A 24,952-nucleotide genomic window follows, 5' to 3' on the forward strand; every position below is an offset into this window, starting at 1 on the left:
TAAGAGAGCTTGCTTTTTCATCGTAAAATATGTCTATTATTGATTTACTTTTTTTATAGTCTCTTTTTCCTCTATATGTTCCTCACGATATGAAATATTATGAGGATCCAATCCATTTCCTAAAGAACCATAGAAATGCTCCCTATGCGGATCAACTAATTCACTTCCGTGATAATACACACGTGGTGTATTCCAAAGTGCTGCCAAAGCTTTTGTCATCGGCATTTCGTGATAGCGTTCCGGCCACATTTCTTTAATTTTATCTTTTACTAATGGATAGTATTTAGAACTCATAGCAGGAAACAGATGATGTTCTGTATGGTATGAGAAATTGAAATGTAAAACGTCTACCCAGCGCGGTACTGTTACTGATAAACAGTTTGCTAAAGGATCATTTACTGGAACAATAGGATTTAAGCGGTGATTTGTTGCGATATACGCCATTACAATAAAGTTAGCAATTAACAACGGAATCACGTATGCAAAGAACCACTTTGTAGGTCCCATAATAAACAATAAACTAATCCAAACTGTCCAGGGCAAAAGAAGTTGAAGCCATACAGATTTTTGATTGGATGACTTAAATTCTTTTATAAAATGAAAGAACATTCGAGTCGAATGTAACGTAAATTGAATTGTTAGTGACAGGAAACTAAAGAATGAACGTACATGAAGAGGCATGCGATATACCCAACTCAAAAACTTACTCTTTTTCAGTTTCTCAAATGTCGGCCATGCATCTGGATCATTCTCTTCATGCTGTGTGTGAACATGATGCGTTGCATTATGCCACTTTCTCCAAAGTTTTGGGCCAGTTGATAATGGCATAAATGCTATCGCACCTAAAAAATCACGAAGCCATGCCTTTCTTACAACTGTTCCATGTAAAATTTCATGTCCTAAAAATCCAAGTGAAGCAAAACATAATCCAAGAACAATTGCAATTCCTAGATTTGCCCACACATTCAATTCAAATACACCGATCGTTATTAAACCAGCCAATGCCACAAGTAAATAAGCCAGTCCACCAAATAATCGATTAGGAACTGGTTTAAATGCTTTTTTCGGCAAATGTGGTGCTACACGTGCTGCATACCACCCAAACGTATGAAGCTCCTTCATCCTTTTGCCCCTTTCTTATGCCGCGCCCCGCGCAACTTGCATATATCAATTCTTGCTTCCAGATTGATTTTACTACGTGATCCAAAAAGCATTTATCATAAGGAAAATATACTCACTCTATCGTCACTTAATTTTCGCTTTTATTATCAATGAAAAACATTTCTCTTTTTACTCTCTATCAACCTTTCCACATGATGAATCATAACAATAGAATTTCTATATTGTCAACAACTTTTATGACCTAGTAATAAAAGTTGGTTATATTTTTATAATTATACTTTATTTCACTAAAGAAAAAGCATAGATTTCATAAGGCTTTATCAGGTATATATACATATCCACTTAAACAACATAGACTCTATCTTATTCAAGAACTCTCTATGTAATCAACAAATGGAATCACTTGAATTTAGCTTTATATAAATCCTACTTCTTCATACTGCCCCAATAAAATAATTATATTAAAATATTTTTTCTTTCGTTTAGTAAGAATAGAACGCTACGAAAACAACATACATGAATTCCATATAAGATGGAAATATTAAAAGGAAAATTGTTCTAATTTGGAGGTTTTCAAAATGACAGATGACACATTTCCGCAGTTACCATCATCCTATTGGATTGAATCTACTCAATTTCCTACTTTTCCTCATTTATCCGAAAATATAAAGACAGAAGTTGCTGTTATCGGAGCTGGTATTACAGGCATTACCACTGCCTATTTACTCGCTAAAGAAGGAATGAAAGTCGTTTTAATTGATTCTGGTCTTATTTTAAATGGAACGACTGGGCATACAACCGCAAAGGTAACGGCACAACATGATCTTATTTATGATGAATTAATAAATCATTTCGGTGTGGAAAAAGCCCGACTTTACTATGAATCAAATAATCATGCTCTACAATTCATAAATGAGACTGTGCAAACATATAAAATCGACTGTAATTTCTCAAATGAAGATTCGTATTTATATACAACTACTGATAATGGATTAAGAAATTTATCGAAAGAATATGAGGCCTATCAAAAATTAAATATACCTTGTGACTATGTTCAATCCCTGTCGATTCCTATTCCCGTACAATCTGCACTTGTCATGAAAAACCAAGCACAATTCCATCCCCTCCTTTATTTGAAAACACTTTTAGAAAAGTTTGTGGAGATGGGCGGCAAAGTTTATGAACAAACAACAGCTATTGATGTGGAAAAAGGTGATTGTCCACAAGTCATTACAAAGGGTGACCATCGCATCACTTGTAAATATATTGTCTCTTGTTCACATTTTCCTTTTTATGATGCTAATAGCTTTTTCTTTACGCGAATGTATGCAGAACGCTCATATGCTCTTGCAATAAAAGCAAAAACAGATTATCCAGGTGGCATGTATTTAAGTATTGATGATCCAAAACGCTCCATACGTTATACGACAAGCAATGGAGAAAAGTTGATATTGATTGGCGGAGAGAGCCATAAAACAGGCCAAGGAATTAATACGATGCTTCATTATGATGCACTATATTCCTTTGCTGAATCTACTTTTGGAGTAGATGAAATTCCTTATAGATGGTCAGCGCAAGATTTAATCACGCTAGATAAACTCCCTTATATCGGACATATTAACGAAAGGAATCCAAATATATTTGTGGCAACTGGATATCGTAAATGGGGAATGACGACTGGAACTGCAGCAGCTCATTTACTGAAGGACTCCATTCTAAAAGTCCACAGTCCATATAAAGAACTGTTTGCACCATCACGCTTTCATGCAAATCCGGATATAAAAACTTTCCTCTCTCAGAACATTGATGTTGCTAAACATTTAATTGAAGGGAAAATTGAAACCGCATTACGTAAACCAGAAGATCTTGAAGTTGGCGAGGGATCTGTTGTACATGTTAACGGTAAACGAGCAGGTGCTTATAAAGATAAAGAAGGAAAATTACATATCGTCGATACGACTTGTACACACCTCGGTTGTGAAGTTGAATGGAATAACGGTGATTGTACTTGGGATTGCCCTTGTCACGGTTCCCGTTTTTCAATTGATGGGAATGTTATGGAAGGTCCAGCAGATCAACCATTAAAGCGAGTTGATAACGAATAATTACAGATTCAGCGTGAATTTTCATTTACTCCCTTTTGTAAGAATAATCGTAACTAGCAACGTTTTCTTTATTCCTAAAACACAAAAAGAGCACAAACTCACTTGTGCTCTTTTTCATATACTTCAAACAACATATTTCGAAATAATGTATTCAAACTCTCAATATCAATCCCTAATCTCTTTTCAATATCTTTCACATATTGCTGATAATAATTAATTTGTTCTTCTAAAAATTGATTTAGCACCTCAATTTTCAATCCAACGTCCAATTCAGTACCTGCTTTTTTCTTTATTAACAACTTTTCAATTTCATTCAATACACTAGGCTCTACTGATAGTTCCATAATTAACCGGTCAAATTCTACTGGGGGCAATGTCCCTTTCTCTTCTAACCATTTACAAGCTAAAATAGGACGTAATACGTAAAAGTACTTTTTCAACTTTACATTTTCACCTTGTAAAAATTCACGATAGTTTTTTGAAGCCATATGTAAGTAATGATATATCGTTGATTTCGGATTAAAATCCTTTTCACTCATTTGCTGAAGCTGCTCTGGAAGGTTCGAGTTTTCCGAATAAAAAATCGGCGATCGAATCCATTCGAGTAACGCTGGATTTGACTTTGCAAACAGTTGCAAAGCCTTTTTAATATCCCAACCACTTATGTCTAAATCATCACTAATTGGATATTCGATTACATCACGCTTATCATGGATTGATAAATACCATTCTACAGGGTGTATATAAACAAACCTAACATCATAATCACTATCTTTCGATGGAAACCCCCACGCCCGACTCCCTGATTCCACAGCGAATAAAATTTTCACACCATTCTCTTTTTCAATTCGCTCTAGTTCTAATTCAATTTTCTCTCTCATTTCATACCATCTCCATTTTTTGATTATTTCCCTGGGAATTCGACAAATATACGACTAATTTTACTATATACCAAAACAGCTGTCAGACAATTTCTGACAGCTCAATAAAGCACCTATTTTTTATTTTCAATTACAGTAGCAGTAATTCGTTCAAACTCTTTTTGAATTTCCTCTTTATATGCATCCACTTTTGAAAAATCCATAGCAGCAATATAAATTCGTTCTAATTTATCACGAACTGATTTTGCTTTTGCTAAGAAAGACATTGCCTCATTCATTTTTGCTTTATATTGAATGGAAACGTCACGAATTTCTGTAGCATACTTCTCATCCGTCCCCGGTTTAACAATAAGAGCATACATATCTATAATCTCATCACCTTCGCGACTTGGAAAATATTCATGTGGTGCGGTACTATCAAAAATTGCAAATCCTAATTCTCTTACGATAACCATATCAAGACTATTCGGGTCAAATCCGCAATGATATACTTCAACGTCAAAACCTTTTTCTTCTGCTGCCTTCGATAACTTTTTGAGCATTGTTGATTTTCCAGAGCCCGGGCGTCCTTTTATAAAATAACGATGTGGTAACCCTTCTGTTAAATTAGGAACAAAATCAACTGCTCCTTTCGGTGTAGCAGCTCCTAAAAAACGATGTTTCACAATCGATTGTTCTCCCTTTTTATCTGCAAATAATTTCTGAATTAGCTGTTCTGTTAGTTCATTTGCTTTATTAAAATCAATGTTATTAATATATATTTTCTCCCACTCATCATGTATAACTAACGCCTCTTTAAAACATCCGTAAGCAGATTTGAAAGCCTTGCCCGCTTCTAATACAAACCGTTCAATTTCTAACTTCTGCTTTCTTAATTTATCTGAGTCCCAAGCAACTCCTAAATTTATATACTCTTCAATAACTCCTGGCATTTTCGGCTCAATAACATGCGGTGATGTTCCATCAACAATTCCTACTTTTAATTTCGGAATAATCACTCCATCAACTGACTTATTATCAGAAGAACAATGCAAAAGTTCAATATCATATCCTTTTTCAACCCATTCACGACCTATTGCCTTAATTAAAGAAGATTTTCCCGTTCCTGGACCACCCTTTAAAATAAACAACCTATCTAGTCCTTTTAAATTCTCTTCGTATAAATTATGAAATCCTCTAGCTGTATTGCCACCAGCATAATAATTCAATACATTCCCTGTCACTGCACTCACTCCTTCGCAACAGTCTACTTACATAAGCTACAATATGCGAGCAACTTTATTTGGGTGAACACCTAATTTGTATTGCACGAAAAAAGGAAATGAATTACAATTTAAATATCACAAACATTCCGAATTTAAAACCGAATAAACCTTTATCAAGAGAGGCAGAGGGACCGGTCCTTTGAAGCCCAGCAACCTCAGTTTATGCAAACTGAATAGGTGCTAATTCCTGCAAAATGCATTGCATTTTGGAAGATAAAACTCAACTAGTATGTAAAGCTCATCTTTCTTGATTATGAAGGATGGGCTTTTTATTATTTGAAAAAAATATATTGGAGGTATGTAAAATGAAAGTAATTGATCTATCACAAACGTTTGAAAATAATATGTCTCAATTTCCTGGAACACCAAAAATCCAACTAGAAGCCATTACAAGCGTTGAAGAAACAGGTTATCAAGTTACGAATTTTCATTCTGTCGTTCATGTTGGTACGCATTGTGATGCGCCTGCTCATTTCATTTCAGGCGCAACCACTATTGATCAATTACCCCTAAATCAATTTGTAGGCGAAGCTGTCCTTATCGATGTGACTCATGTTCAAGAGCGAAAATTACCTAAGGAAGTATTACATACTGTCGACATAAAAGAAGGCGATATTGTCATTTTCCATTCCAATCTATCTAATAAATGGAATACCGAAGCTTATGAGAAAGAAGCGTTTTATCTTTCCGAAGAATTAGCTGAAGAACTAGTTCAATTAAAAGTAAAATCTGTCGGTTTAGATTTTATTTCTCCTGATGAGGTAACGACAGAAACATCACCGATTCATCACATACTGTTAGGAAATAATATTTACTTAATTGAAAACTTAACAAACTTAGATGCCATTAAAGCGAAACGATTCTTTTTCTCAGCAGCACCTTTAAAAATTAAAAATAGTGACGGTGCTTTCGCAAGGGCATTCGCTGTTATTTTTTAAACATGGTCTACAAAAAAAGCAAAGATCACTTTTGACCTTTGCTTTTATATTTTTTATTTAAGTTAAAAAAGAATTGTTCCACCCTTGGGCGTATCCAAGCTAAATAATCTTTATCTTTCTTCTTTGTACAAGCTATCTCTTCTCCATCTACCATTTCGACAAGTTCTAGCTCTAACAGTTGCCTCGTAAATGCTACCATATTTACTTCTTCTGCTGGATATTCTTCTTTTAATTTCTCCTCAATTTCCCCCAATAAAAAACCGTCACGCATCATTGCTAGTGCATCAATCCAAAGTGGCGGCATTTCATATGTCTCTCCTGTAATCGTATCTTTTACAATATAGTTCTTTTGCTCTTTTCGAAATTGAATCGTGTGTAAACATACAGTCGAATTTAATGTTAATTCCATCATACCACCCCTTTCATCATATCCGCATAGAAAAAAGGATGCGCGTGCACCCCTTCTTTTCTTTTCATAACACTACTGAACCGTTACATGAGCTAAAAGCTCTATGTCGATATTTTCCTCCATTATAAACGAAGTGTTTTATAAAAAAAACCCTTCTTGAAACATTTTATAAAATGTTTATATTTACACAACAAGAACACTTTTCTGAAAAGTAATTTCGTCTAATGCACTACACTGTTGGTAAATAAATTTCCACTTTCGTTCCTATCCCCATACTACTTTCAATCGCGATACTCCCTTGATGTTCTTCAATAATTTTATATGTAATCATTAATCCAAGACCTGTACCATTCTCTTTTGTTGTATAAAAAGCTTTTCCGATCTTTTCTATTTTCTCATTTTCTATCCCAAGACCTTGATCTTCAACAGAAATACACAAGTTCTCTCCAGCTTTTTCATATGCCAGAATCTGAATATTCCCGCCTCCTGGCATCGATTCAATTCCATTTTTGATGATGTTTAACAACACTTGTTTTAATTGCTTATCATCACCATTTATAACGGGTAAATTTCCATCTACTTGCAAATTAAATTTCACTTTATATTGAGTCGCATAGCTTTCCATTAACTGTACAACATATAAAAGGATTCCCCCTATATTACACCATTCATAATTTGTTGGTTTCGGTTTTCCTAATAACATCAATTCACTAACAAACCCATTAATTCTCTCAATTTCTTGCAGCATAATCTCATAGCTCATCGTATCTTCAGGATTTCTTTCTTTTTGAATTTGTGTAAATCCTTTTAAAGCTGTTAATGGATTTCGAATTTCATGAGCGATTGTTGTAGACATAGTCCCAATAACCGCTAAATTTTCTGTCTCTTTCATACTGTTCATCATCTCAACAACTGTCCTTACATAAGATTGAAATCTCTTTAATAAAGAATGCGAAATGATGAAAAAGAATATACATAATACAAGCGGAATCACAACTTTTACATCTTGTAATATCAAAGTAAAAAATACATATTTTCCAATTACACTACAGGAAACGAAATAAAAATATTTTCTGTTCACGAAAATCGGTGCAAATAAAATTAAAAATATTTCAACCATATTTCCATTTTCAAAAACACGATCACTGTGTAAATAAATCATTAAGTTATTAATAAGATCAATAAGCATGTACCCAATTAAAAATAAGTATTTCACAAAATATACATAACCTTGTTTTTGAAGATATATTGAAATAGGAAATAAAGATATTACTAATATATATACACCTATTCCCATACCACCTTCTGGCCACCCTACCCTTGCTTCATTAATATTCATAGCGGGATAAATAAAATAATAGATAACGTCATATAAAAAGAATATAATATAGAATAATAATATAAATACTTTTAAAGCTTCTCTTTCTTCATAAATCAAGCTCTTGTATTTGTTCATATAAAAACTCCTCTTGATCAATACAAAAAAACATTTCAAGTGTTATCTCTTTAAATTATAATTATGAAATTGCTTTCAGGGCAACATGTAACCTTCTAATACTAAAAGGAAGGAGATACATCTCCTTCCTTTTCAGTTACAATTTACATCCATCTTACCCTATCATTTAGCAATCCATCTGTGAAATTATTATGTCCTACTACAAAATCCTTCATATATAAATTTAAATATTCCCCATACTTACTTTCAGTATTTAATAATAATTCTTCTACATAATAAGTGCCTTGTCCAAAAGTATCTAACAGTAAACTACATAAGCCAGCATAAATTCCACACCCTACTTGGAAGTACGTCGCATTTGTTTTATATTTTTGAAAAACTTGGCTACTATTCATTACATTATACATGTATGTCTCATTATGTTCATAAACGAGCAACACACCGACTAAATCTTCTCCTATAATATCATCTTCTGCTGGATTAAATACTTTACGATTCCAATTCCATAAATCTTCCACTTTATCTAAGTTCTGTCTGATTAAGTTTGTTGTATACTCATTGATCCGATAAAGAAAACCCACTTCCATATTAAAAGATTTCCCTAAAATTAAAACTTCTTCATGTGGCATTAAGCAACCATAAAATTCTTTTTCACCTAACTTTACTTTATACTCTGAAGCATATACATCCTCATAAAAGTAAAGTGGACGATGATGACTCATATACATAGGATAACTCCATATCGCTTCATCAAGAAAACGCTCAACTGCCCATGATGCATAAAGTGTATGAGGTTTTATAAGCTCTTTATCATTCAAAAATGAATTATCATGTTCTACAATATAGCATGCTCGCGGCTTTTCATTTGGACGTTCTTTCATAAGCTCAACAACCATCCATTGAACAACACCAGGATTCATACCTGAGCCTATAATCGCTCTTGTATTTGTAAATGTTTCTTTCTCCTTCTCAAACCTCGTATACCTTTCCGTAAGCTGAAAACCAAGTAAACTATCGTCTTGATCTACTGCCTCATTTTCCAAAGCCGAATTAATATAACAAATGCCAAGGTCATTACAACAACTCAGTACCCTAATTGTATCTGCACCTGAAACATCAATAACAACCTTCGTTCTTTTTTCCTTTAAATGATGTTTAAATTTGACTACATCTTGAAGGTTTATTTCATATAAAAAAAATTGCTCTTTCAAATTTGGAAACAACTCATCATAATAACTTTTATCTTTTTGTTTTATATCCACCAAATGGAAGTTCATATTCTTTATCACTTCATAAATTGGATCTTTTTCATTTACTACCGCTTGATTCAAAATTGCTAACACTGCTTTTGCTGCTCCACCAGCACTTCCAAGTAATGTAATCGAAAACGAATTTGGAAACTGCTCCACAAACAAAACCCCTTTAATAAAGTAGTTGAGCAGCTCTTCCTCAAAAAGTGAGTTGAATACACCAAAAGGTAGCTCGTACACCTTTAGTACAAGATTGCCCCTTCAAAGATCACACTAACATACCTATATGATATTCAATTCATTTTCCCCTCATATCCAAATCGAATTAAACAAATAGGCTCGACCTTTTCTTCCCTATATATAAAAGAAAAAGCCAGCCCTTTCAACTAGCCTACGGACAATGGACAGATTTCACATGTTGAATATTCACGTACATTTTTGCGTCACGTGCTTTTAATATTTCAATATGCCCTTCATCAATTTTCGTCATCTTTCCGATTTTATTAGATTCCTCGCCTAAATCAAACACCATAATTTTCCCTGACATTTTAATAAGCTGTTCTTCAAAAGTTCTAGCTAGAGTAATATTTAATGGATTTACGGGGAGTTCATTTTTATTGAGGGAATAAGGTACTTGGTTCTCTTTATAAGGAATTAACCACTTCAAATGCTTTAAAGATATATATACAGTTTTGTAAACAGGGCTATAAAAAACAATATAATCGTTCATCACACTTGTAACATAACCGTGTATCGGAACATTTCCTGCCACATAAATTTCTGTAAAAATCCCTTTAGATGTGATTAATACTTTTCTCAAAGAAATTGAAGGTGATTCCCTCTTAATTACAGAGTCCACACCAGGCTTTAATATTTCTTCATCATGCTCTCTTAAAAATTTATAATACTGGATATGGTATAAAGATATATATACATAGTCTTGTCCATTGTAAAGAACTACAATATCATTTCCTACATCAATTAATACACCTTTAAATCTTTTTTCACCGATTAATTTAACGTATATATTTTCTCCAATATTTTTGTTTAACTCATTCATCTATATCCTCCTTTCTATAAAATACTACTTTTCCTGCCTTCCATTTCTAAAAAAATAATCAGGGCAATGTTCTGTCTTTTAGTAGTAAGAAATTCTTTTTCATATATCGCTAATAATTGTAGCGAACTATGAAATCGTTCTTCACTTCCAATCATAATGCCCCTCTTATTTATCAAACATTATTCTTCTTCATTCTTTTTACACTTAACTACTTGATTCACACTCTTAATATGATAAATAATCACGTAAATGACTTCATCACCATTTACTAGCGTAATGCATTCATCATGTACTTCACTTAATAAACCTTCCACACACTCTGGTCCACCACGATTAACCTTTATCCACTTATACTTCAGGTCACTTAATACATCTAAAAAAGTATCTTCATCAGAATAGAAACATGAACCATAGTAATCGTCACATTTTGTTTCTTTCACTTTCTTGACTAGACTCTTCACATGTTTCAACTGATAATATACTACTTCTCCATGAGGTAATTGTAGTGTAAGGTAATCTTTCCCCAACGATAAAAGTACACCTACTCGACTTTCCGGCCCGCGCAGATTTACCTTTACATTTTCACCGACTAAACCTTTAATTTGATCACAGCATAATAGACTCTCCAATTTCATATCCTCCTTTCTTATTATCTTCCTCTTCTTGATTGTCTTTGTGCACGAGCTCGACTTGAATCATTGCTACTTTCATCACTTTTCTCATCGCTCTCTCCACATACTGATTCGTTATAACTAACACTTTTAATATGAGCTAGTGCAATTAATATAACTTCCTCTTTTATAATTAACGTTACATAATCACAAGAAACGTCTTGTAAAATGCCTTCAACTTTCTCTGGACCACCACGATTAATTTTTACCCAGCGGTATTTGAAGCTTTGAAGTAGCTTTTCAAAATCTTCTGCACAGTCATATTCCAACCAGCCACAATCATCTGTTACACAATCTTTCGTATTCTTTGTAATACTTTTCAGATGGCGAAGCTGATAGTAATAGCGCTCTCCTTTTTCATTCTTTAATACGAAGTAGTCCGTACACACTGATACTATTGTTCCTTTTTGAGATTCTGGTCCACCTCTGTTTACTCTTACATAAGATCCAATTAAATCTTTCAAAAAATCACAATGAAGTAAACTCACGAGAAAACCCCTTCCATTAATTTATAAGCTTTTGCACTGATAGTATATGTATCTGTACAGGTTATGTTCGCTATGTTTGTCCCCGCTATGAAAAAATATGCTTTTAACTAATAATACTAATCCCTATAAAATCTTCTTTCCCTTAAAGTAACTCTAGGATTTCGGATGACTTTTTCATCCCTTAATATAAAAAGCCCCCGTATTAAGATACATTTCTGCATATCTTAATACGGGGGCTTTTTATAAATTTAATCTTCGTCTTTAACATCCATATCTTCTGGAATTGGTTCATTTAATATTTCTTCCACTAACTGCTTATATTTCTCCATTTGTTCTAAATGTGTATTAAACTGTTCCTTATTTATTAAATATTGCTCTCCATCAAACAATGCACGAACTTTCTTTTGCTGAATTAAGTCTTCAACATACGATTTTGGTAATTTCAAATACTCCGCAGCCTCTTCTATCGTTATATACAATGTGTTCATTCCTTTATTATTTTTTCATATACATAATGTATCTTACTTTATTTTTGTAAACAAATAAAAAAGATTTTGTAAATACAAATTAAAAAGCAGGTAGATGCATTCCATATATTGTATAATAGTATAGTAAGTATTTTTTAAATATAGAATGGTATTACCCATTTACACAAAGGAGAGTTAACATATGGCTACTCGTCACATCATTACAATGTTAGAAAAAACATTACGAGTTGAAACAGAAAACACAATTTCTCATCTATCTAAGTCTTTATCCGATCGTATTCTTTCACAAAGTGCAGCAGTACATGAAAATAATTGTTATCATACGATTGGTGAATGGTACAAAAATCATTTCTTATTCCAACAAGATGATTTCCTTTGGGCTAAATACGTTTTCTATGATGCATATTGTGAAGCTATAAAAAAACAAGGCAATCTTACAAAACGCGTTCGTCAAATATTAGAATCATTAGCTCGACAACATGGAAAACAATATATTGTTTCTATACAAAATATTCCATTTCCTAATGAACAGACAAAAGGGACCGCATAATTTAATAATGGTCCGCACAAACCAACTATAGATTCATTGTTTCCTAGAAAGATTTACAAATAAAATGTTCAAGTCTTTGTATTCCCTTTTTATAGAAATACATTCATATGACATGAACTAATGAAAACGGTGTCATGAAAATGATTGAAAATATAGTAAACAGGAAAAACCCCATTTGTATCTCTCGTCCATAGAAATAGAGATGTAAATGGGGGTATACTTGTTCCTTTATTATTTCATCATCTGCTTAATCAATTCTCGATTTCTCTTCTTAAATACTTCATTATGAGAAGAAACCATTCCGTACTCACTTGCATCAGGTTGAATAAATTGTTTCGCTTTATTCACAGCGTTTCCAGCATCTTGGAATGCCCCTGCGATTAAATGCAATTTCCCTTCATGCTTTAAAATATCTCCAGCGGCATATAATCCGTCTACCGAGGACTCACTATTTGCATTCCCTGCAATATAATAATTGTCAACAATAGCAACATCTAGCTCACTATTTTCTAATAATGTTATATCGCGTTCATATCCATGATTAATAATAACTTCATCGATAGATAAATGAGAAATTTCTCCAGTTTCATGATTTGTTAATTCTATATATTCAATCGCTTCATGGTTATCACCAGCAATTAATTTTGTAATCGATGTATTAAAGAAACATTCTGCTGAACTGTTCATAAGTTGTTTTACTTGTGCTTCATGACCAGATAATTCTTCTTTTCTATATGTTAAATAAACTTTTTTTGCGATTGGTTCTAATTCGTTCGCCCAATCAATTGCGGAGTTCCCTCCGCCTGAAATAATTACCGTTTTATCTTTGAAACGTTTTAACGATTTAACTGTATAATTTAAATTTGAGACTTCGAATCTCTCAGCACCTTCAATTGATAACTTTTGTGGATTCAATATACCACTCCCAGTTGCGACGATCACTGTTTTTGAAAAATGTTCTTCCCCAGAGCTTGTTTTCAATGTAAAAATGCCATCCTGATTACGAATAATTGATTCTATTTTTGTATTCAATACAACTTCAGGCTGAAATGTTAATCCTTGTTGTACAAGTTGCTCAATTAATTTATCACCAGTAACCGGTAATAATCCGCCAATATCCCAAATCATTTTCTCCGGATAAACATGTATTTTTCCACCTAACTGTGGTTGAAATTCTATTATTTTCGTTTTCATCTCTCTTAGTCCACTATAAAAAGCTGAATAAAGCCCTGCAGGTCCTCCGCCTATCACAGTTACATCAAACAATTCTTCTTGATTCATTCGTGTCACTCCTCAGCTACTAATAATTGATTATCATTCTCAATAAAATATAACTTGTTTTTATAAATTTTACAATCAAAATCACTATTGACAATACACCTATATAAAATTATAGTATTTAAAGAATCAATAGTGATAATCATTATCAATTTGTTAATTATTAGCAACTGTGAGATTACATCTTCTTCTATTACTATGGTGAATACTATATGGTAAAATCTCAAGTTCAAGATTGTTAATAAGACTTTTGTATTACCACTAACTTTTCAAAAGATCAAAGCCAAACAATTTATTGTATATCACATATCATCTATCAAAAGGAGAAAGACGATGAAAAAATTATTCATTTCACTAACAGTTCTGTTCGTCCTTGTTATGAGTGCTTGTAGCAATGGTTCAACAGACAAGAAGAACGACGCAAAAGGTAAGAAATCAGAAACAATTACATACCAATCTGAAAATGGTAAAGTTGAAGTTCCAGCAAATCCACAACGTGTTGTTGTCCTATCATCATTCGCTGGTAACGTAATGTCATTAGGTGTAAATCTTGTTGGGGTAGATTCATGGTCTAAACAAAACCCACGTTTTGATAGCAAACTGAAAAATGTCGCTGAAGTATCAGATGAGAATGTTGAAAAAATTGCTGAATTAAATCCAGATTTAATCATTGGTTTATCAAATATTAAAAATGTTGATAAGTTAAAGAAAATCGCTCCTACTGTAACATACACTTACGGAAAAGTTGATTACTTAACACAACACTTAGAAATCGGTAAATTATTAAATAAAGAAAAAGAAGCAAAAACTTGGGTTGATGATTTCAAGAAACGCGCACAAACAGCTGGAAAAGACATTAAAGCGAAGATCGGTGAAGATGCAACCGTTTCTGTTGTTGAAAACTTCAACAAGCAGCTTTACGTATACGGCGAAAACTGGGGCCGTGGAACAGAAATTCTTTACCAAGAAATGAAATTAAAAATGCCTGAAAAAGTAAAAGAAAAAGCCTTAAAAGAAGGATACTACGCATTATCTACTGAGGTATTACCTGAGTTTGCTGGTGATTACTTAATCGTAAGTAAAAACAAAGATACTGATAACTCATTCCAAGAGACAGAATCATATAAAAACATTCCGGCAGTAAAAAATAATCGTGTATATGAAGCAAACATGATGGAATTCTATTTCAATGATCCACTTACATTAGATTTCCAACTAGACTTCTTCAAGAAGAGCTTTCTTGGTCAATAATACAAACATGAGGAATTCTTAATTTAAGAATTCCTCTTCCTTTATTCTATGAAAAGAAAAGATGTGAAACTGATGAAAAAAGAGCAAGACAACCTACGTTCCAACGCTTTTACATACAAATTAATTTTGAGTATCATTGCATTCTTTCTTATTTTTATGTTTGCAATGGTGTTAGGCGCTGCAGATACTTCTATAAAAGACGTATGGTTAGCACTTACTTCCTCTGCTAAAGGAGATAAGCTATCCATCCTTCGTGAAATACGTTTACCACGTGAAGTTGCTGCTATTTTTGTAGGAGCTGGACTCGCTGTTTCTGGTGCAATTATGCAAGGATTAACGCGAAACCCACTTGCCGATCCTGGATTACTTGGCCTAACTGGTGGCGCAAATGCTGCACTTGCACTAACACTTGCCTTCAATCCTTCTATAAGCTACCTTTACTTAACACTAGCTTGCTTTATCGGTGCTGCAATTGGCGCTATTATGGTATTTGGAATTGGCATGGTGAAAAAGGGCGGACTTTCTCCTCTTCGAATTGTATTAGCTGGTGCTGCTGTTTCAGCATTTCTACTTGCAATCTCAGAAGGTGTTGGCATTTACTTTAAAATTTCACAAGATGTATCAATGTGGACGGCTGGGGGCGTAATTGGAACGAGTTGGAGCCAATTAAAAATTATTATTCCGGTTATTTCAATAAGTATATTTATCGCTATCTTACTTGCAAAGAAATTAACAGTTCTTAGTTTCAGTGAAGAAGTTGCCGTTGGACTCGGTCAAAAAATAATCGTTATTAAAACGATTTTATTTATCATTATTATCTTGCTTGCTGGTGCTTCTGTAGCACTTGTCGGAAACATGGCATTTATCGGCCTTATGGTACCCCATATGGTTCGTCCAATCGTTGGACCAGATTACCGTTTTGTTATACCGATGTCAGCGATTGCTGGTGCTTCCTTTATGCTGCTCGCAGACACAATCGGACGTACAATTAACGCTCCGTATGAAACACCAGTTGCTGCAATCGTCGCAATTGTAGGATTACCATTCTTCCTATTTATTGTACGTAAAGGAGGAAGAACTTTCTCATGATGCAATCTATTCTAAAGAAACAACGCCTTATCATACTTGCATTACTCATACTTACCATCACAACAATTGTAATTGGAATGGGACTCGGTTCTGCCGCTCTCTCCTATGACAGATTAATCCCAACACTTATGGGACAAGGTACATTTAAAGAAGAATTCGTTTTATATTCTTTAAGGCTACCTAGAATCGTCATTACATTATTAGCCGGTATGGCACTCGCTTTATCAGGTGCTATATTACAAGGTATTACCCGAAACGATTTAGCTGAACCTGGTATTCTGGGCATTAACGCTGGTGCTGGTGTTGCAGTTTCTGTTTTCTTTCTATATTTCCCGATAGACGTAGGTTCATTTCTTTACCTACTACCAGTCGTTGGATTTATCGGTGCGTTTCTAACAGCTGTTCTAATTTACGTATTTTCATATAGCAAATCCACAGGCCTTCAGCCAATAAGATTAACATTAACCGGCATCGGTTTTTCCTTTGCACTATCTGGCGCGATGATTGTACTTATTTCATCTGCAGATCGTATGAAAGTAGACTTTATCGCTAAATGGATTGCCGGAAACATTTGGGGAGATGACTGGACATTTGTTTTAGCAATGCTTCCATGGCTAATCGTATTAATCCCATTTGTCTTCTATAAAGCAAATCGATTAAATATACTAGCATTAAACGAACCAGTAGCAATCGGTGTTGGAATTGAAATTGAAAAAGAACGAAGATACTTATTAATCGCAGCCGTTGCACTTGCTGCCGCTGCTGTTTCCGTAACAGGAGGCATTAGCTTTATCGGACTTATGGCTCCTCACATCGCCAAATCTTTAGTAGGTCCAAGGCATCAAATATTCATCCCTATCGCCGTTTTAATCGGCGGATGGTTATTACTACTAGCGGATACAATTGGACGAAATATCGTCGAACCTAGCGGTATTCCAGCTGGTATTGTCGTTGCTTTAATTGGTGCACCTTACTTTATGTATTTGTTGCTTAAGAAAGTGTAAGAAACACCCTCAAGATTTTTTCTTGAGGGTGTTTTCATTTCATTCTACTGCTGTCCATACCCTTCAAACTTCTTCGACAAATTCTCCATCTCGTCTTCTGGCAGTAATTTCGGTTCTCCAACACTTTTCGTTTGATAATAAATTTGAGCACAAAACTCTATTTCTTCTGCAATAGTAAACGCCATTTTTATATTATTTGCACCAGCCATTAAACCATGATTCGCAAGTAAAACTGCACGACGATCAATCATTCCTTCCAAAGCAGCCTCTGCTAATTGCTTCGTACCAAATGTTTCATATGGTGCACAGCGAACATTCGGACCTGCAAAAGCAATTAAATATGATACAGCAGGAAGTTCCCATCCTAATGATGCGATTGTCTTCGCATAAGGAGAATGTGTATGTACAAGCGCATTTATATCTTCACGATTTCTATAATAGATAAGGTGCATATCTAATTCGCTTGATGGTTTTCTCTCTCCTTCTATCACTTCACCATCTAAATTCAATATAACTACATCTTCAGGCGTCGTTTCATAATAATCTAGACCACTTGGGCTAATTGCAACAAGACCTTGTTCACGATTGAAAATACTAATATTACCGCCAGTCCCCTTTGTTAAACCACTAGAAATCATTTTCTTTCCGTACGCTACAACTTCTTCTCTTTCTTTTTGCAATAACATATACATCCCCCTAGTAAGAAACTTATGATGACTATTTTTCTAAAAACTATCTACTTATTGAAATAGCTTTTTTAAATTCTCCATAAACGGTGCTCTCACAATTCCTTTTTCCGTAATAATCGCTGTTACATTTTCATATGGCGTGACATCAAATGCCGGATTGTATACTTTACTTTCTTGCGGAGCAGAGTATTGTCCGAAACGATTGATCACTTCAGAAGCATCTCTTTCTTCAATTGGAATTTCTTTTCCTGTCAGTGTTTTCAAATCAATTGTCGGCGTTGGTGCTGCTACATAAAACGGAATGTTATAATATTTAGCCAAAATCGAAACACCTAATGTTCCAATTTTATTTGCTACATCCCCGTTTGCTGCTACACGATCACATCCAACGATTACTGCATCGATTTTCCCTTGTGACATGACCATTGCTGCCATATTATCTGTAATGACCGTTACATCAATTCCCGCTCGCTGCAGTTCTAATGCCGTTAACGTTGAACCTTGTAATCTAGGGCGTGTTTCATCGGAATAGATTTTTAAGTCCCATCCTTTTTCTTTCGCTAAGTACATTGGAGCTGTCGCAGTACCATACTTAGTCGTTGCTAACGCACCTGCATTACAATGCGTTAATACCCCCATGCCATCATGGAATAATGTTAATGCATGTTCTCCAATTTGACGGTTAATTTCTTCATCTTCTCTATGAATCTTTTTTGCTTCTTCTAATAATCTATCTTTCAACTGCGCAATTGATAAGTGAGCATTCTCTTTCGCTACACTTTCCATTCTTTCAAGCGCCCAAAATAAATTTACTGCCGTCGGTCTTGATGTCGCTAAGTATGCACATACCTTTTTTACTTCCTCTATGAATTCTTCCGCCGAACTTTCCGCAACTTCCTTTACTCCTAAATACACACCGTAGGCTGCTGAAACACCTATTGCCGGCGCTCCTCGTACTTTCATTACTTGAATCGCATCCCACACACCCTCAGCTGTTTTAAAAGATTCATAGACTACTTCGTTCGGTAATACCGTTTGATCCAATAACACTAAAGCATCATCTTTCCACTGAATTGGTATTAATTGCTCTGCCATCATCTTCTCCCCTTATTTCGCACTATGCATTGACTGTTTTTTTAACGTTTCTACAAAGCTACTACCTGTTTTATATTGATTCGCTTGTAAAATAAACTTCTTCGCTGCCTGTAGACAAATTCGCTCCGCTCTAGCACGCGCTGCATCATTCTCAATACAAGTCATATCCTTCACCTTCGCTAGACCAACAATACGACGAATTAACTCAAGACCCGTCACTGCAGCTGTATCCTCTAATACAGATTGTAAATAAACTTGGTTAAAACCTTCTTCCTTCGCCATAATCTCTGTTACATGAATATCCCAAGCATCTAAAAACTTCTTCTTAAATAAATCAATTACATCTATCATGGTAGATTCTATCCAGTTCATATATGTATCTTTCTCAATACCAGATTGCATCACTGCATCTGCATTCACCCATGCAAACATTAAATTCGCCATTATATTCCCAACGTCATATCCCATAGGTCCATAAAAAGCAAATTCAGGATCAATAACCTTTGTAGAATCACTTTTTACAAAAACAGAACCAGTATGTAAATCACCGTGAAGCAGCGCTTGTGCATTCGTCATAAAAGAAAACTTAAGTTTTGCTACTTCCATACGAAGCTCTTTATCACTATAAATAAGCTCTCTAATCCATCCTTCGTTTAATTGAAACAATTCGTTGCGTTTATTATGATTTGTAAATGGCTCTGAATATACGAGGTCCTCTGTAATCTCACATAACTCAGGATTTATATAATTCTTCACAAGTTCCTTCTTTTCTTTATGATTCATTACAACATCTGATGTTAATAGAAGAGTGTTTACCATAAAAGTAGTTAAATCCTCAGCAAGCCTCGGAAACATTTGATGATTTATGAGTGCTGTACGCAATATTGTGTGATCTGATAAATCTTCCATCACGCAACAATTCATCACACTATCGAACAAATATACATTTGGCACGAGTCCAGGTGCTAATTCTCCTTCTAATCGTAAAACATCTGATTCTATACGGATTCGATTCGTCGACAACTTAAACTCATCTGAAATACGCGCTGTATCCCCAGCTTGTTTTACAATGACAGAAATGCTCTTCTGTTCATCACAAACGCGGAACACATAATTTAAATTACCATCACCTATTTCTTTACACTTTAGCCCCTTTGCATGCTCGAACTTAGGTACTTTCTCTTGCACATATGTAATCACATCTTTAGCTTCCATTAAAAAATACTTCGTGAACTTAGACATGGTTTCCCCTCCATACCAAATGTAAACGTTTTCTAAAAGCCGTAAAAAATAATAGATTGAAATTTTTTCAATCTATACTATATCTTCTCTATTGCAATACATATCTCGCTTTTATTATATCTTGTTAGAAATGAGCGTCAATGCTTCTATTTCTCATTGCAATATACTTCTTATTATATATATTTATGATGACAATAATTGTTCACAAAGATTCCGATACATTTTGTTTTATTTATTGCACAATTCTTTGTAAAATAGAAGTAAGTAGTTCCTTTTCAAATCCACAACTTCTAAGAAATATTTCCTTCCTAAGAATTTATACTTACACCATGTCTCTAACATACACACTACTCTTTCAAACACTCATTGAAAATTTATGACTTGAAAATTACCTTTTAATTCCCTAGCAGCCTTAATTGAGAATAAATATTAATTAAATTGGTATAAAGTTGGTTTATTCTCTTGACAAAATAACCACTTCTATATGATAATTAATATCGAATTAGAATTATTATAGTTAATTAAAAAATATATTTTATGAGCAAACTAATTTCCGATGCTCAAAACCAACCTTTAGGAGGAATTTTAATATGTTATTAATCGGCACAGAAGTAAAACCGTTTAAAGCTAATGCTTACCATAATGGAGAATTTATCCAAGTTACTGACGAAAGTTTAAAAGGAAAATGGAGCGTAGTTTGTTTCTACCCAGCAGACTTCACATTCGTTTGTCCAACTGAACTTGAAGACTTACAAAACCAATACGCAACTCTAAAAGACTTAGGCGTTGAAGTATACTCTGTATCTACAGACACTCACTTCACTCACAAAGCATGGCATGATAGCTCAGAAACTATCGGCAAAATCGAATACATTATGATTGGTGACCCAACTCGCACAATTACTACAAACTTCAACGTTTTAATGGAAGAAGAAGGTCTTGCTGCTCGTGGTACATTCATCATCGATCCAGACGGCGTTATCCAATCTATGGAAATCAATGCTGACGGTATCGGCCGTGACGCAAGCATCCTTGTTAACAAAATTAAAGCAGCTCAATACGTACGTAACAACCCAGGTGAAGTTTGCCCAGCTAAATGGCAAGAGGGTTCTGCAACACTTAAACCAAGCCTTGACCTTGTAGGCAAAATCTAAGGAGTTCGATCAAAATGATACTAGATGCAGATATAAAAACACAACTATCCCAATACCTTCAGTTAATGGAGAACGATATTTTACTTAAAGTAAGCGCAGGAGACGATAACGTATCTAAAGATATGTTATCTCTAGTAGATGAATTAGCTACTATGTCATCTAAGATTACAGTAGAAAAAGTTGAACTAGAGAGAACACCAAGCTTTAGCGTAAATCGCCCTGGTGAAGACACTGGTGTCGTATTCGCTGGTATTCCATTAGGACACGAATTTACTTCATTAGTGTTAGCTTTACTACAAGTTAGTGGACGTGCTCCAAAAGTTGAACAAAAATTAATCGATCAAATCAAAAACATTCAAGGCGAATATCATTTTGAATCTTATATCAGCCTAAGTTGTCATAACTGTCCTGATGTTGTACAAGCTCTTAACGTAATGAGCGTTCTAAACTCTAGTATTACACATACTATGATTGATGGCGCTGCATTCAAAGAGGAAGTAGAAAGTAAAGACATCATGGCAGTACCAACTGTTTACCTAAACGGCGAATCTTTCGGAAGCGGTCGTATGACACTTGAAGAAATTTTAGCTAAAATGGGTAACGGTCCAGATGCATCAGAGCTTTCTGATAAAGATCCATACGATGTTCTTGTTGTTGGTGGCGGCCCAGCTGGTGCAAGTGCAGCAATTTATGCAGCACGTAAAGGCATCCGCACTGGTATCGTTGCTGAGCGCTTCGGTGGTCAAGTAATGGATACTATGGGTATTGAGAACTTCATCAGCGTAAAACGCACTGAAGGTCCTAAGCTAGTAGCAAGCCTTGAAGAGCACGTAAAAGAATACGACATCGATGTAATGAATCTACAACGTGCGAAACGTTTAGAGAAAAAAGAACTTATTGAAGTGGAACTTGAAAACGGCGCTATTCTGAAAAGTAAGAGCGTAATCGTTTCAACAGGTGCTCGCTGGCGTAATGTTGGCGTACCGGGTGAAGCTGAGTTCAAAAACAAAGGTGTAGCATACTGCCCACACTGTGACGGTCCATTATTCATCGGAAAAGATGTAGCGGTTATCGGCGGTGGTAACTCTGGTATTGAAGCAGCTATCGACTTAGCAGGTATTGTTAAGCACGTAACTGTTCTTGAATTCATGCCAGAATTAAAAGCTGATGCTGTATTACAAGAACGTCTTAACAGCTTACCAAACGTAACTGTTCTGAAAAACGTTCAAACGAAAGAAATCACTGGTACTGATAAAGTAAACGGTATTTCTTACATCGATCGTGAAACTGAAGAAGTACACCATGTTGAATTACAAGGTGTATTCGTTCAAATCGGTCTTGTGCCAAACACAGACTGGTTAGGCGAAACAGTTGAACGCGTTCGCGGTGAAATCGTAACAGACAAGCACGGCGCTACAAACGTACCAGGAGTGTTTGGTGCAGGTGACTGTACAAATAATCCGTACAAACAAATCATCATCTCTATGGGTTCAGGTGCGAATGCAGCTTTAGGTGCATTTGATTACTTAATCCGTAACTAATTATATAAACGTGAGTTTTAAAAAAGCAGGTGCCAAGGCACCTGCTTTTTTTATAATCCTAATGTATAAACTAAAAATCTCTCATTCCCATTCTTCTCATAAGCACCCGGTAATCTAACTTCTCTCTTCAATTCAAAAGCAGTCTGATTCTCCAAGAAGAAAATATAATCTTCAGAAGGGTAGTATAAAATAATATCCACTTTCCTCTCTATTTCCTCTACCGAAAGCAAAATGTTATTTACTACATTCATAAACACTTGGACAGAAAATGGATTGAAGAAATAAAACCGGTTATCACGTGGATCAATCTCATATTCCTGTGCTAAACAACATTCAAACCGAATTTTATCTTTACTGTTTCTCACTTTCCGCGCATAACGATCACGATTATCCATTGCTTCTTTATAAAACTCTTCATTCATTTCAATCCCAACGGCCGAAGCACCACACTTATGGTGCATGTAAAAATTCAATCTCCCTTTTCCGCACCCAAAGTCTACAATTCGATCGCTACTTGTTATTTCATATTGATTTAATAACTCATCTAATCCGCTATATGGCGTCGGTTCATAACGGTGATAATGCATAGACTTATTAAATCCTTTTTGCTCACCGACGGTTTTTATATTTAATACAGCATCGTAATATTGTTCGTTCATTCGTTTGCTCCTATTAAGAAATATTACTATTATTATACACCACGTACTGAATGCTCATTTTTATCAAATTAATTGGTACGTGAAATTATATTATCGCGAAATCGAATATATCGACTTAACAACAAATTCCTACCAAAAAAACAGGAGCTTTCTAGCCCCTGTCTTCTAATACTTTCAATACAGTTTGTTTCAATATTTCTACTCCATCCATTATACAGCTATGATCAAACTTCATATACGGATGGTGTAATCCAGGTTGTAAGTTCGCCCCTAGTCCAAGCATGACAGCTTTTAAATGGGGTCTTTTCACTGTATAGTAATGGAAATCATCGCTTCCTGTCGTATACAGTGGTCCAGTACATCCCTCTTCCCCGTACACTTCAAGAATGCCTTTCCGCATGAAACGCTCAGCTTCTTCTGACACTTCAGCTCCTGGTGCGAGATCAATCCACTCATAAGAAAGTTTAGATCCCATTGATTCAGCTGACTGAATTACTTGCTCTATTTTTCGCTTCAATTCATCTAGTAATATGTTATTTTCTGCTCTTACATCTAAACTAAAGTGCCCGTTACCTGGAATAATATTTAGATTATCACCACCAGCTTGGCATCTCGTCATCTTAACAGAATAAGACGTCTGCGGCGGTAACCATATATTTTTCAATCCAATATTGATCATCGAAATGACATCAATTGCATTTATACCTTGATGTGGGCGTGCCCCGTGTGCATCATCTCCATGAATCATCCCTTCTAAAAATGCTGCAGCTCCGTGACGAATAGATGGGGCTGCTTGTTTCAAAGGCAGTTCTTCAATCGGCCTTAAATGAACACCAAATAAGAAATCAGCATCATCCACGGCGCCCTTCTCTACCATCTTTAAGGAACCATTTCCTTTTTCCTCTGCCGGCTGAAAAATAAATCTAACAGTACCACTATCCCATCTCATATTTTTCAATTGTAAAATAAGACCCATCACAATTGTCATATGAGCATCGTGGCCGCATGAGTGATTCGCTTTAAATTCTCCGTCTACTTCTTGCCATAGTGCATCCATATCAGCACGAATCGCGATAACTGGATTCCCTCTTCCGATTTCAGCAATCACGCCAGGGCAATCATCAAATATTTTATATGAAATTCCTTCTTCTTTTAGAAAGTTAGTAATATAAGCTGTCGTTTCATATTCCTTCCAGCTTACTTCAGGGTTTTCATGTAAATGCTGAAAAATTTCAGTTAAACGCTCTTGTAGTTCTAATGTTTTCAA

At 34.9% G+C, this 24,952-nt stretch carries 25 protein-coding genes and 1 riboswitch; of the genes, 8 read left to right on the top strand and 17 right to left on the bottom strand.

What is annotated here, in order from left to right; all coding sequences use genetic code 11:
* Window positions 1–36: 36 nt before the first annotated feature.
* On the bottom strand, window positions 37–1,122 hold the full coding sequence (gene desB / locus ABH955_RS21260) for a Delta(10) desaturase DesB (protein ID WP_002091268.1): 1,086 nt from the start codon (window positions 1,120–1,122) through the stop codon (window positions 37–39).
* A gap of 578 nt (window positions 1,123–1,700) precedes the next feature.
* Between desB and ABH955_RS21265 the strand changes: the two genes are divergently transcribed.
* The gene (locus ABH955_RS21265) at window positions 1,701–3,227 is read left to right on the top strand and encodes an FAD-dependent oxidoreductase (protein WP_404457599.1); all 1,527 of its coding nucleotides are present in this window, start codon (window positions 1,701–1,703) and stop codon (window positions 3,225–3,227) included.
* Window positions 3,228–3,325: 98 nt separating this feature from the next.
* On the opposite strand, the gene ABH955_RS21270 is transcribed toward ABH955_RS21265, so the two are convergent.
* Together ABH955_RS21270 and ABH955_RS21275 are read right to left on the bottom strand one after the other, a co-directional pair.
* On the bottom strand, window positions 3,326–4,108 hold the full coding sequence (locus ABH955_RS21270; protein ID WP_404457597.1) for a nucleotidyltransferase domain-containing protein: 783 nt from the start codon (window positions 4,106–4,108) through the stop codon (window positions 3,326–3,328).
* A gap of 113 nt (window positions 4,109–4,221) precedes the next feature.
* Complete coding sequence (locus ABH955_RS21275; RefSeq protein ID WP_404457594.1) at window positions 4,222–5,331, bottom strand: PRK06851 family protein; 1,110 nt, start codon at window positions 5,329–5,331, stop codon at window positions 4,222–4,224.
* A 149-nt stretch (window positions 5,332–5,480) separates the two neighbouring features.
* A riboswitch (SAM riboswitch) is annotated at window positions 5,481–5,593 on the top strand.
* An 85-nt stretch (window positions 5,594–5,678) separates the two neighbouring features.
* Between ABH955_RS21275 and ABH955_RS21280 the strand changes: the two genes are divergently transcribed.
* Entirely contained in the window at window positions 5,679–6,311 is a 633-nt protein-coding gene (locus ABH955_RS21280; RefSeq protein ID WP_002091277.1) for a cyclase family protein, read from the top strand.
* 25 nt (window positions 6,312–6,336) lie between these two features.
* Here the strand turns inward: ABH955_RS21280 and ABH955_RS21285 are convergent, their stop codons facing one another.
* The 8 genes from ABH955_RS21285 to ABH955_RS21320 form a co-directional block, all read right to left on the bottom strand.
* A complete protein-coding gene (locus ABH955_RS21285) occupies window positions 6,337–6,720 on the bottom strand; it encodes a hypothetical protein (protein ID WP_033708170.1) in 384 nt (127 codons plus the stop codon).
* A gap of 229 nt (window positions 6,721–6,949) precedes the next feature.
* Window positions 6,950–8,176, bottom strand: coding sequence for an ATP-binding protein (locus tag ABH955_RS21290; protein WP_404491638.1), 1,227 nt, complete (start codon window positions 8,174–8,176; stop codon window positions 6,950–6,952).
* A 143-nt stretch (window positions 8,177–8,319) separates the two neighbouring features.
* Complete coding sequence (locus ABH955_RS21295; protein WP_404457589.1) at window positions 8,320–9,585, bottom strand: S-adenosylmethionine decarboxylase related protein; 1,266 nt, start codon at window positions 9,583–9,585, stop codon at window positions 8,320–8,322.
* A 232-nt stretch (window positions 9,586–9,817) separates the two neighbouring features.
* The gene (locus ABH955_RS21300; protein WP_002016710.1) at window positions 9,818–10,486 is read right to left on the bottom strand and encodes an LSm family protein; all 669 of its coding nucleotides are present in this window, start codon (window positions 10,484–10,486) and stop codon (window positions 9,818–9,820) included.
* Between the two features lie 14 nt (window positions 10,487–10,500).
* Complete coding sequence (locus ABH955_RS21305; RefSeq protein WP_219300418.1) at window positions 10,501–10,641, bottom strand: hypothetical protein; 141 nt, start codon at window positions 10,639–10,641, stop codon at window positions 10,501–10,503.
* A gap of 24 nt (window positions 10,642–10,665) precedes the next feature.
* Window positions 10,666–11,115, bottom strand: coding sequence for a spore coat protein (locus ABH955_RS21310; RefSeq protein WP_113938009.1), 450 nt, complete (start codon window positions 11,113–11,115; stop codon window positions 10,666–10,668).
* 20 nt (window positions 11,116–11,135) lie between these two features.
* Entirely contained in the window at window positions 11,136–11,645 is a 510-nt protein-coding gene (locus tag ABH955_RS21315) for a spore coat protein (RefSeq protein WP_113938010.1), read from the bottom strand.
* 248 nt (window positions 11,646–11,893) lie between these two features.
* Window positions 11,894–12,133: a helix-turn-helix domain-containing protein gene (locus ABH955_RS21320; RefSeq protein ID WP_002010190.1), complete on the bottom strand. Its 240-nt coding sequence runs from the start codon at window positions 12,131–12,133 to the stop codon at window positions 11,894–11,896.
* Window positions 12,134–12,314: 181 nt separating this feature from the next.
* Between ABH955_RS21320 and ABH955_RS21325 the strand changes: the two genes are divergently transcribed.
* On the top strand, window positions 12,315–12,683 hold the full coding sequence (locus ABH955_RS21325) for a hypothetical protein (protein ID WP_016103223.1): 369 nt from the start codon (window positions 12,315–12,317) through the stop codon (window positions 12,681–12,683).
* A gap of 231 nt (window positions 12,684–12,914) precedes the next feature.
* Here the strand turns inward: ABH955_RS21325 and ABH955_RS21330 are convergent, their stop codons facing one another.
* The gene (locus ABH955_RS21330; RefSeq protein WP_113938012.1) at window positions 12,915–13,964 is read right to left on the bottom strand and encodes an NAD(P)/FAD-dependent oxidoreductase; all 1,050 of its coding nucleotides are present in this window, start codon (window positions 13,962–13,964) and stop codon (window positions 12,915–12,917) included.
* Window positions 13,965–14,294: 330 nt separating this feature from the next.
* Between ABH955_RS21330 and ABH955_RS21335 the strand changes: the two genes are divergently transcribed.
* The 3 genes from ABH955_RS21335 to ABH955_RS21345 are packed head-to-tail and all read left to right on the top strand — an operon-like array spanning window position 14,295 to window position 17,305.
* Window positions 14,295–15,212, top strand: a complete 918-nt coding sequence (locus ABH955_RS21335; RefSeq protein WP_000732562.1) for an iron-hydroxamate ABC transporter substrate-binding protein — start codon at window positions 14,295–14,297, stop codon at window positions 15,210–15,212.
* Between the two features lie 48 nt (window positions 15,213–15,260).
* Window positions 15,261–16,301 carry a FecCD family ABC transporter permease gene (locus ABH955_RS21340; RefSeq protein WP_002139451.1) on the top strand — a complete coding sequence of 347 codons (1,041 nt, stop codon included), beginning with the start codon at window positions 15,261–15,263 and terminating at the stop codon, window positions 16,299–16,301.
* The gene (locus tag ABH955_RS21345; RefSeq protein WP_044444293.1) at window positions 16,298–17,305 is read left to right on the top strand and encodes a FecCD family ABC transporter permease; all 1,008 of its coding nucleotides are present in this window, start codon (window positions 16,298–16,300) and stop codon (window positions 17,303–17,305) included. The genes ABH955_RS21340 and ABH955_RS21345 overlap by 4 nt, the downstream gene beginning before the upstream one ends.
* Window positions 17,306–17,349: 44 nt before the next feature.
* Here ABH955_RS21345 and ABH955_RS21350 read toward each other — a convergent pair whose 3' ends face one another.
* The 3 genes from ABH955_RS21350 to mtnK are packed head-to-tail and all read right to left on the bottom strand — an operon-like array spanning window position 17,350 to window position 20,331.
* Window positions 17,350–17,991, bottom strand: a complete 642-nt coding sequence (locus ABH955_RS21350) for an L-fuculose-phosphate aldolase (RefSeq protein ID WP_404446861.1) — start codon at window positions 17,989–17,991, stop codon at window positions 17,350–17,352.
* 54 nt (window positions 17,992–18,045) lie between these two features.
* Window positions 18,046–19,089, bottom strand: coding sequence for an S-methyl-5-thioribose-1-phosphate isomerase (mtnA, locus tag ABH955_RS21355; protein ID WP_404446864.1), 1,044 nt, complete (start codon window positions 19,087–19,089; stop codon window positions 18,046–18,048).
* Between the two features lie 12 nt (window positions 19,090–19,101).
* Window positions 19,102–20,331 (bottom strand): S-methyl-5-thioribose kinase, encoded by a 1,230-nt coding sequence (gene mtnK, locus ABH955_RS21360; RefSeq protein ID WP_404491640.1) that lies wholly within the window; start codon window positions 20,329–20,331, stop codon window positions 19,102–19,104.
* A 590-nt stretch (window positions 20,332–20,921) separates the two neighbouring features.
* Between mtnK and ahpC the strand changes: the two genes are divergently transcribed.
* Entirely contained in the window at window positions 20,922–21,485 is a 564-nt protein-coding gene (ahpC, locus tag ABH955_RS21365; RefSeq protein ID WP_000924420.1) for an alkyl hydroperoxide reductase subunit C, read from the top strand.
* 14 nt (window positions 21,486–21,499) lie between these two features.
* On the top strand, window positions 21,500–23,026 hold the full coding sequence (gene ahpF, locus ABH955_RS21370; RefSeq protein WP_016093439.1) for an alkyl hydroperoxide reductase subunit F: 1,527 nt from the start codon (window positions 21,500–21,502) through the stop codon (window positions 23,024–23,026).
* A 50-nt stretch (window positions 23,027–23,076) separates the two neighbouring features.
* Here ahpF and ABH955_RS21375 read toward each other — a convergent pair whose 3' ends face one another.
* The gene (locus ABH955_RS21375) at window positions 23,077–23,685 is read right to left on the bottom strand and encodes an SAM-dependent methyltransferase (RefSeq protein WP_404491642.1); all 609 of its coding nucleotides are present in this window, start codon (window positions 23,683–23,685) and stop codon (window positions 23,077–23,079) included.
* 151 nt (window positions 23,686–23,836) lie between these two features.
* Window positions 23,837–24,952 (bottom strand): M20 peptidase aminoacylase family protein, encoded by a 1,116-nt coding sequence (locus ABH955_RS21380; protein ID WP_002124929.1) that lies wholly within the window; start codon window positions 24,950–24,952, stop codon window positions 23,837–23,839.

The sequence above is a fragment of the Bacillus sp. RC240 genome, assembly GCF_044907945.1.
Taxonomy (GTDB): domain Bacteria; phylum Bacillota; class Bacilli; order Bacillales; family Bacillaceae_G; genus Bacillus_A; species Bacillus_A mycoides.

What these genes read in the sequence shown, in the direction of transcription:
- desB (WP_002091268.1), bottom strand. Translation starts at nt 1,122, where the DNA reads ATGAAGGAGCTTCATACGTTTGGGTGGTATGCAGCACGTGTAGCACCA.
- ABH955_RS21265 (WP_404457599.1), top strand. Translation starts at nt 1,701, where the DNA reads ATGACAGATGACACATTTCCGCAGTTACCATCATCCTATTGGATTGAA.
- ABH955_RS21270 (WP_404457597.1), bottom strand. Translation starts at nt 4,108, where the DNA reads ATGAGAGAGAAAATTGAATTAGAACTAGAGCGAATTGAAAAAGAGAAT.
- ABH955_RS21280 (WP_002091277.1), top strand. Translation starts at nt 5,679, where the DNA reads ATGAAAGTAATTGATCTATCACAAACGTTTGAAAATAATATGTCTCAA.
- ABH955_RS21285 (WP_033708170.1), bottom strand. Translation starts at nt 6,720, where the DNA reads ATGGAATTAACATTAAATTCGACTGTATGTTTACACACGATTCAATTT.
- ABH955_RS21290 (WP_404491638.1), bottom strand. Translation starts at nt 8,176, where the DNA reads ATGAACAAATACAAGAGCTTGATTTATGAAGAAAGAGAAGCTTTAAAA.
- ABH955_RS21300 (WP_002016710.1), bottom strand. Translation starts at nt 10,486, where the DNA reads ATGAATGAGTTAAACAAAAATATTGGAGAAAATATATACGTTAAATTA.
- ABH955_RS21305 (WP_219300418.1), bottom strand. Translation starts at nt 10,641, where the DNA reads ATGATTGGAAGTGAAGAACGATTTCATAGTTCGCTACAATTATTAGCG.
- ABH955_RS21320 (WP_002010190.1), bottom strand. Translation starts at nt 12,133, where the DNA reads ATGAACACATTGTATATAACGATAGAAGAGGCTGCGGAGTATTTGAAA.
- ABH955_RS21325 (WP_016103223.1), top strand. Translation starts at nt 12,315, where the DNA reads ATGGCTACTCGTCACATCATTACAATGTTAGAAAAAACATTACGAGTT.
- ABH955_RS21330 (WP_113938012.1), bottom strand. Translation starts at nt 13,964, where the DNA reads ATGAATCAAGAAGAATTGTTTGATGTAACTGTGATAGGCGGAGGACCT.
- ABH955_RS21335 (WP_000732562.1), top strand. Translation starts at nt 14,295, where the DNA reads ATGAAAAAATTATTCATTTCACTAACAGTTCTGTTCGTCCTTGTTATG.
- ABH955_RS21340 (WP_002139451.1), top strand. Translation starts at nt 15,261, where the DNA reads ATGAAAAGAAAAGATGTGAAACTGATGAAAAAAGAGCAAGACAACCTA.
- ABH955_RS21345 (WP_044444293.1), top strand. Translation starts at nt 16,298, where the DNA reads ATGATGCAATCTATTCTAAAGAAACAACGCCTTATCATACTTGCATTA.
- ABH955_RS21350 (WP_404446861.1), bottom strand. Translation starts at nt 17,991, where the DNA reads ATGTTATTGCAAAAAGAAAGAGAAGAAGTTGTAGCGTACGGAAAGAAA.
- mtnA (WP_404446864.1), bottom strand. Translation starts at nt 19,089, where the DNA reads ATGGCAGAGCAATTAATACCAATTCAGTGGAAAGATGATGCTTTAGTG.
- mtnK (WP_404491640.1), bottom strand. Translation starts at nt 20,331, where the DNA reads ATGTCTAAGTTCACGAAGTATTTTTTAATGGAAGCTAAAGATGTGATT.
- ahpC (WP_000924420.1), top strand. Translation starts at nt 20,922, where the DNA reads ATGTTATTAATCGGCACAGAAGTAAAACCGTTTAAAGCTAATGCTTAC.
- ahpF (WP_016093439.1), top strand. Translation starts at nt 21,500, where the DNA reads ATGATACTAGATGCAGATATAAAAACACAACTATCCCAATACCTTCAG.
- ABH955_RS21375 (WP_404491642.1), bottom strand. Translation starts at nt 23,685, where the DNA reads ATGAACGAACAATATTACGATGCTGTATTAAATATAAAAACCGTCGGT.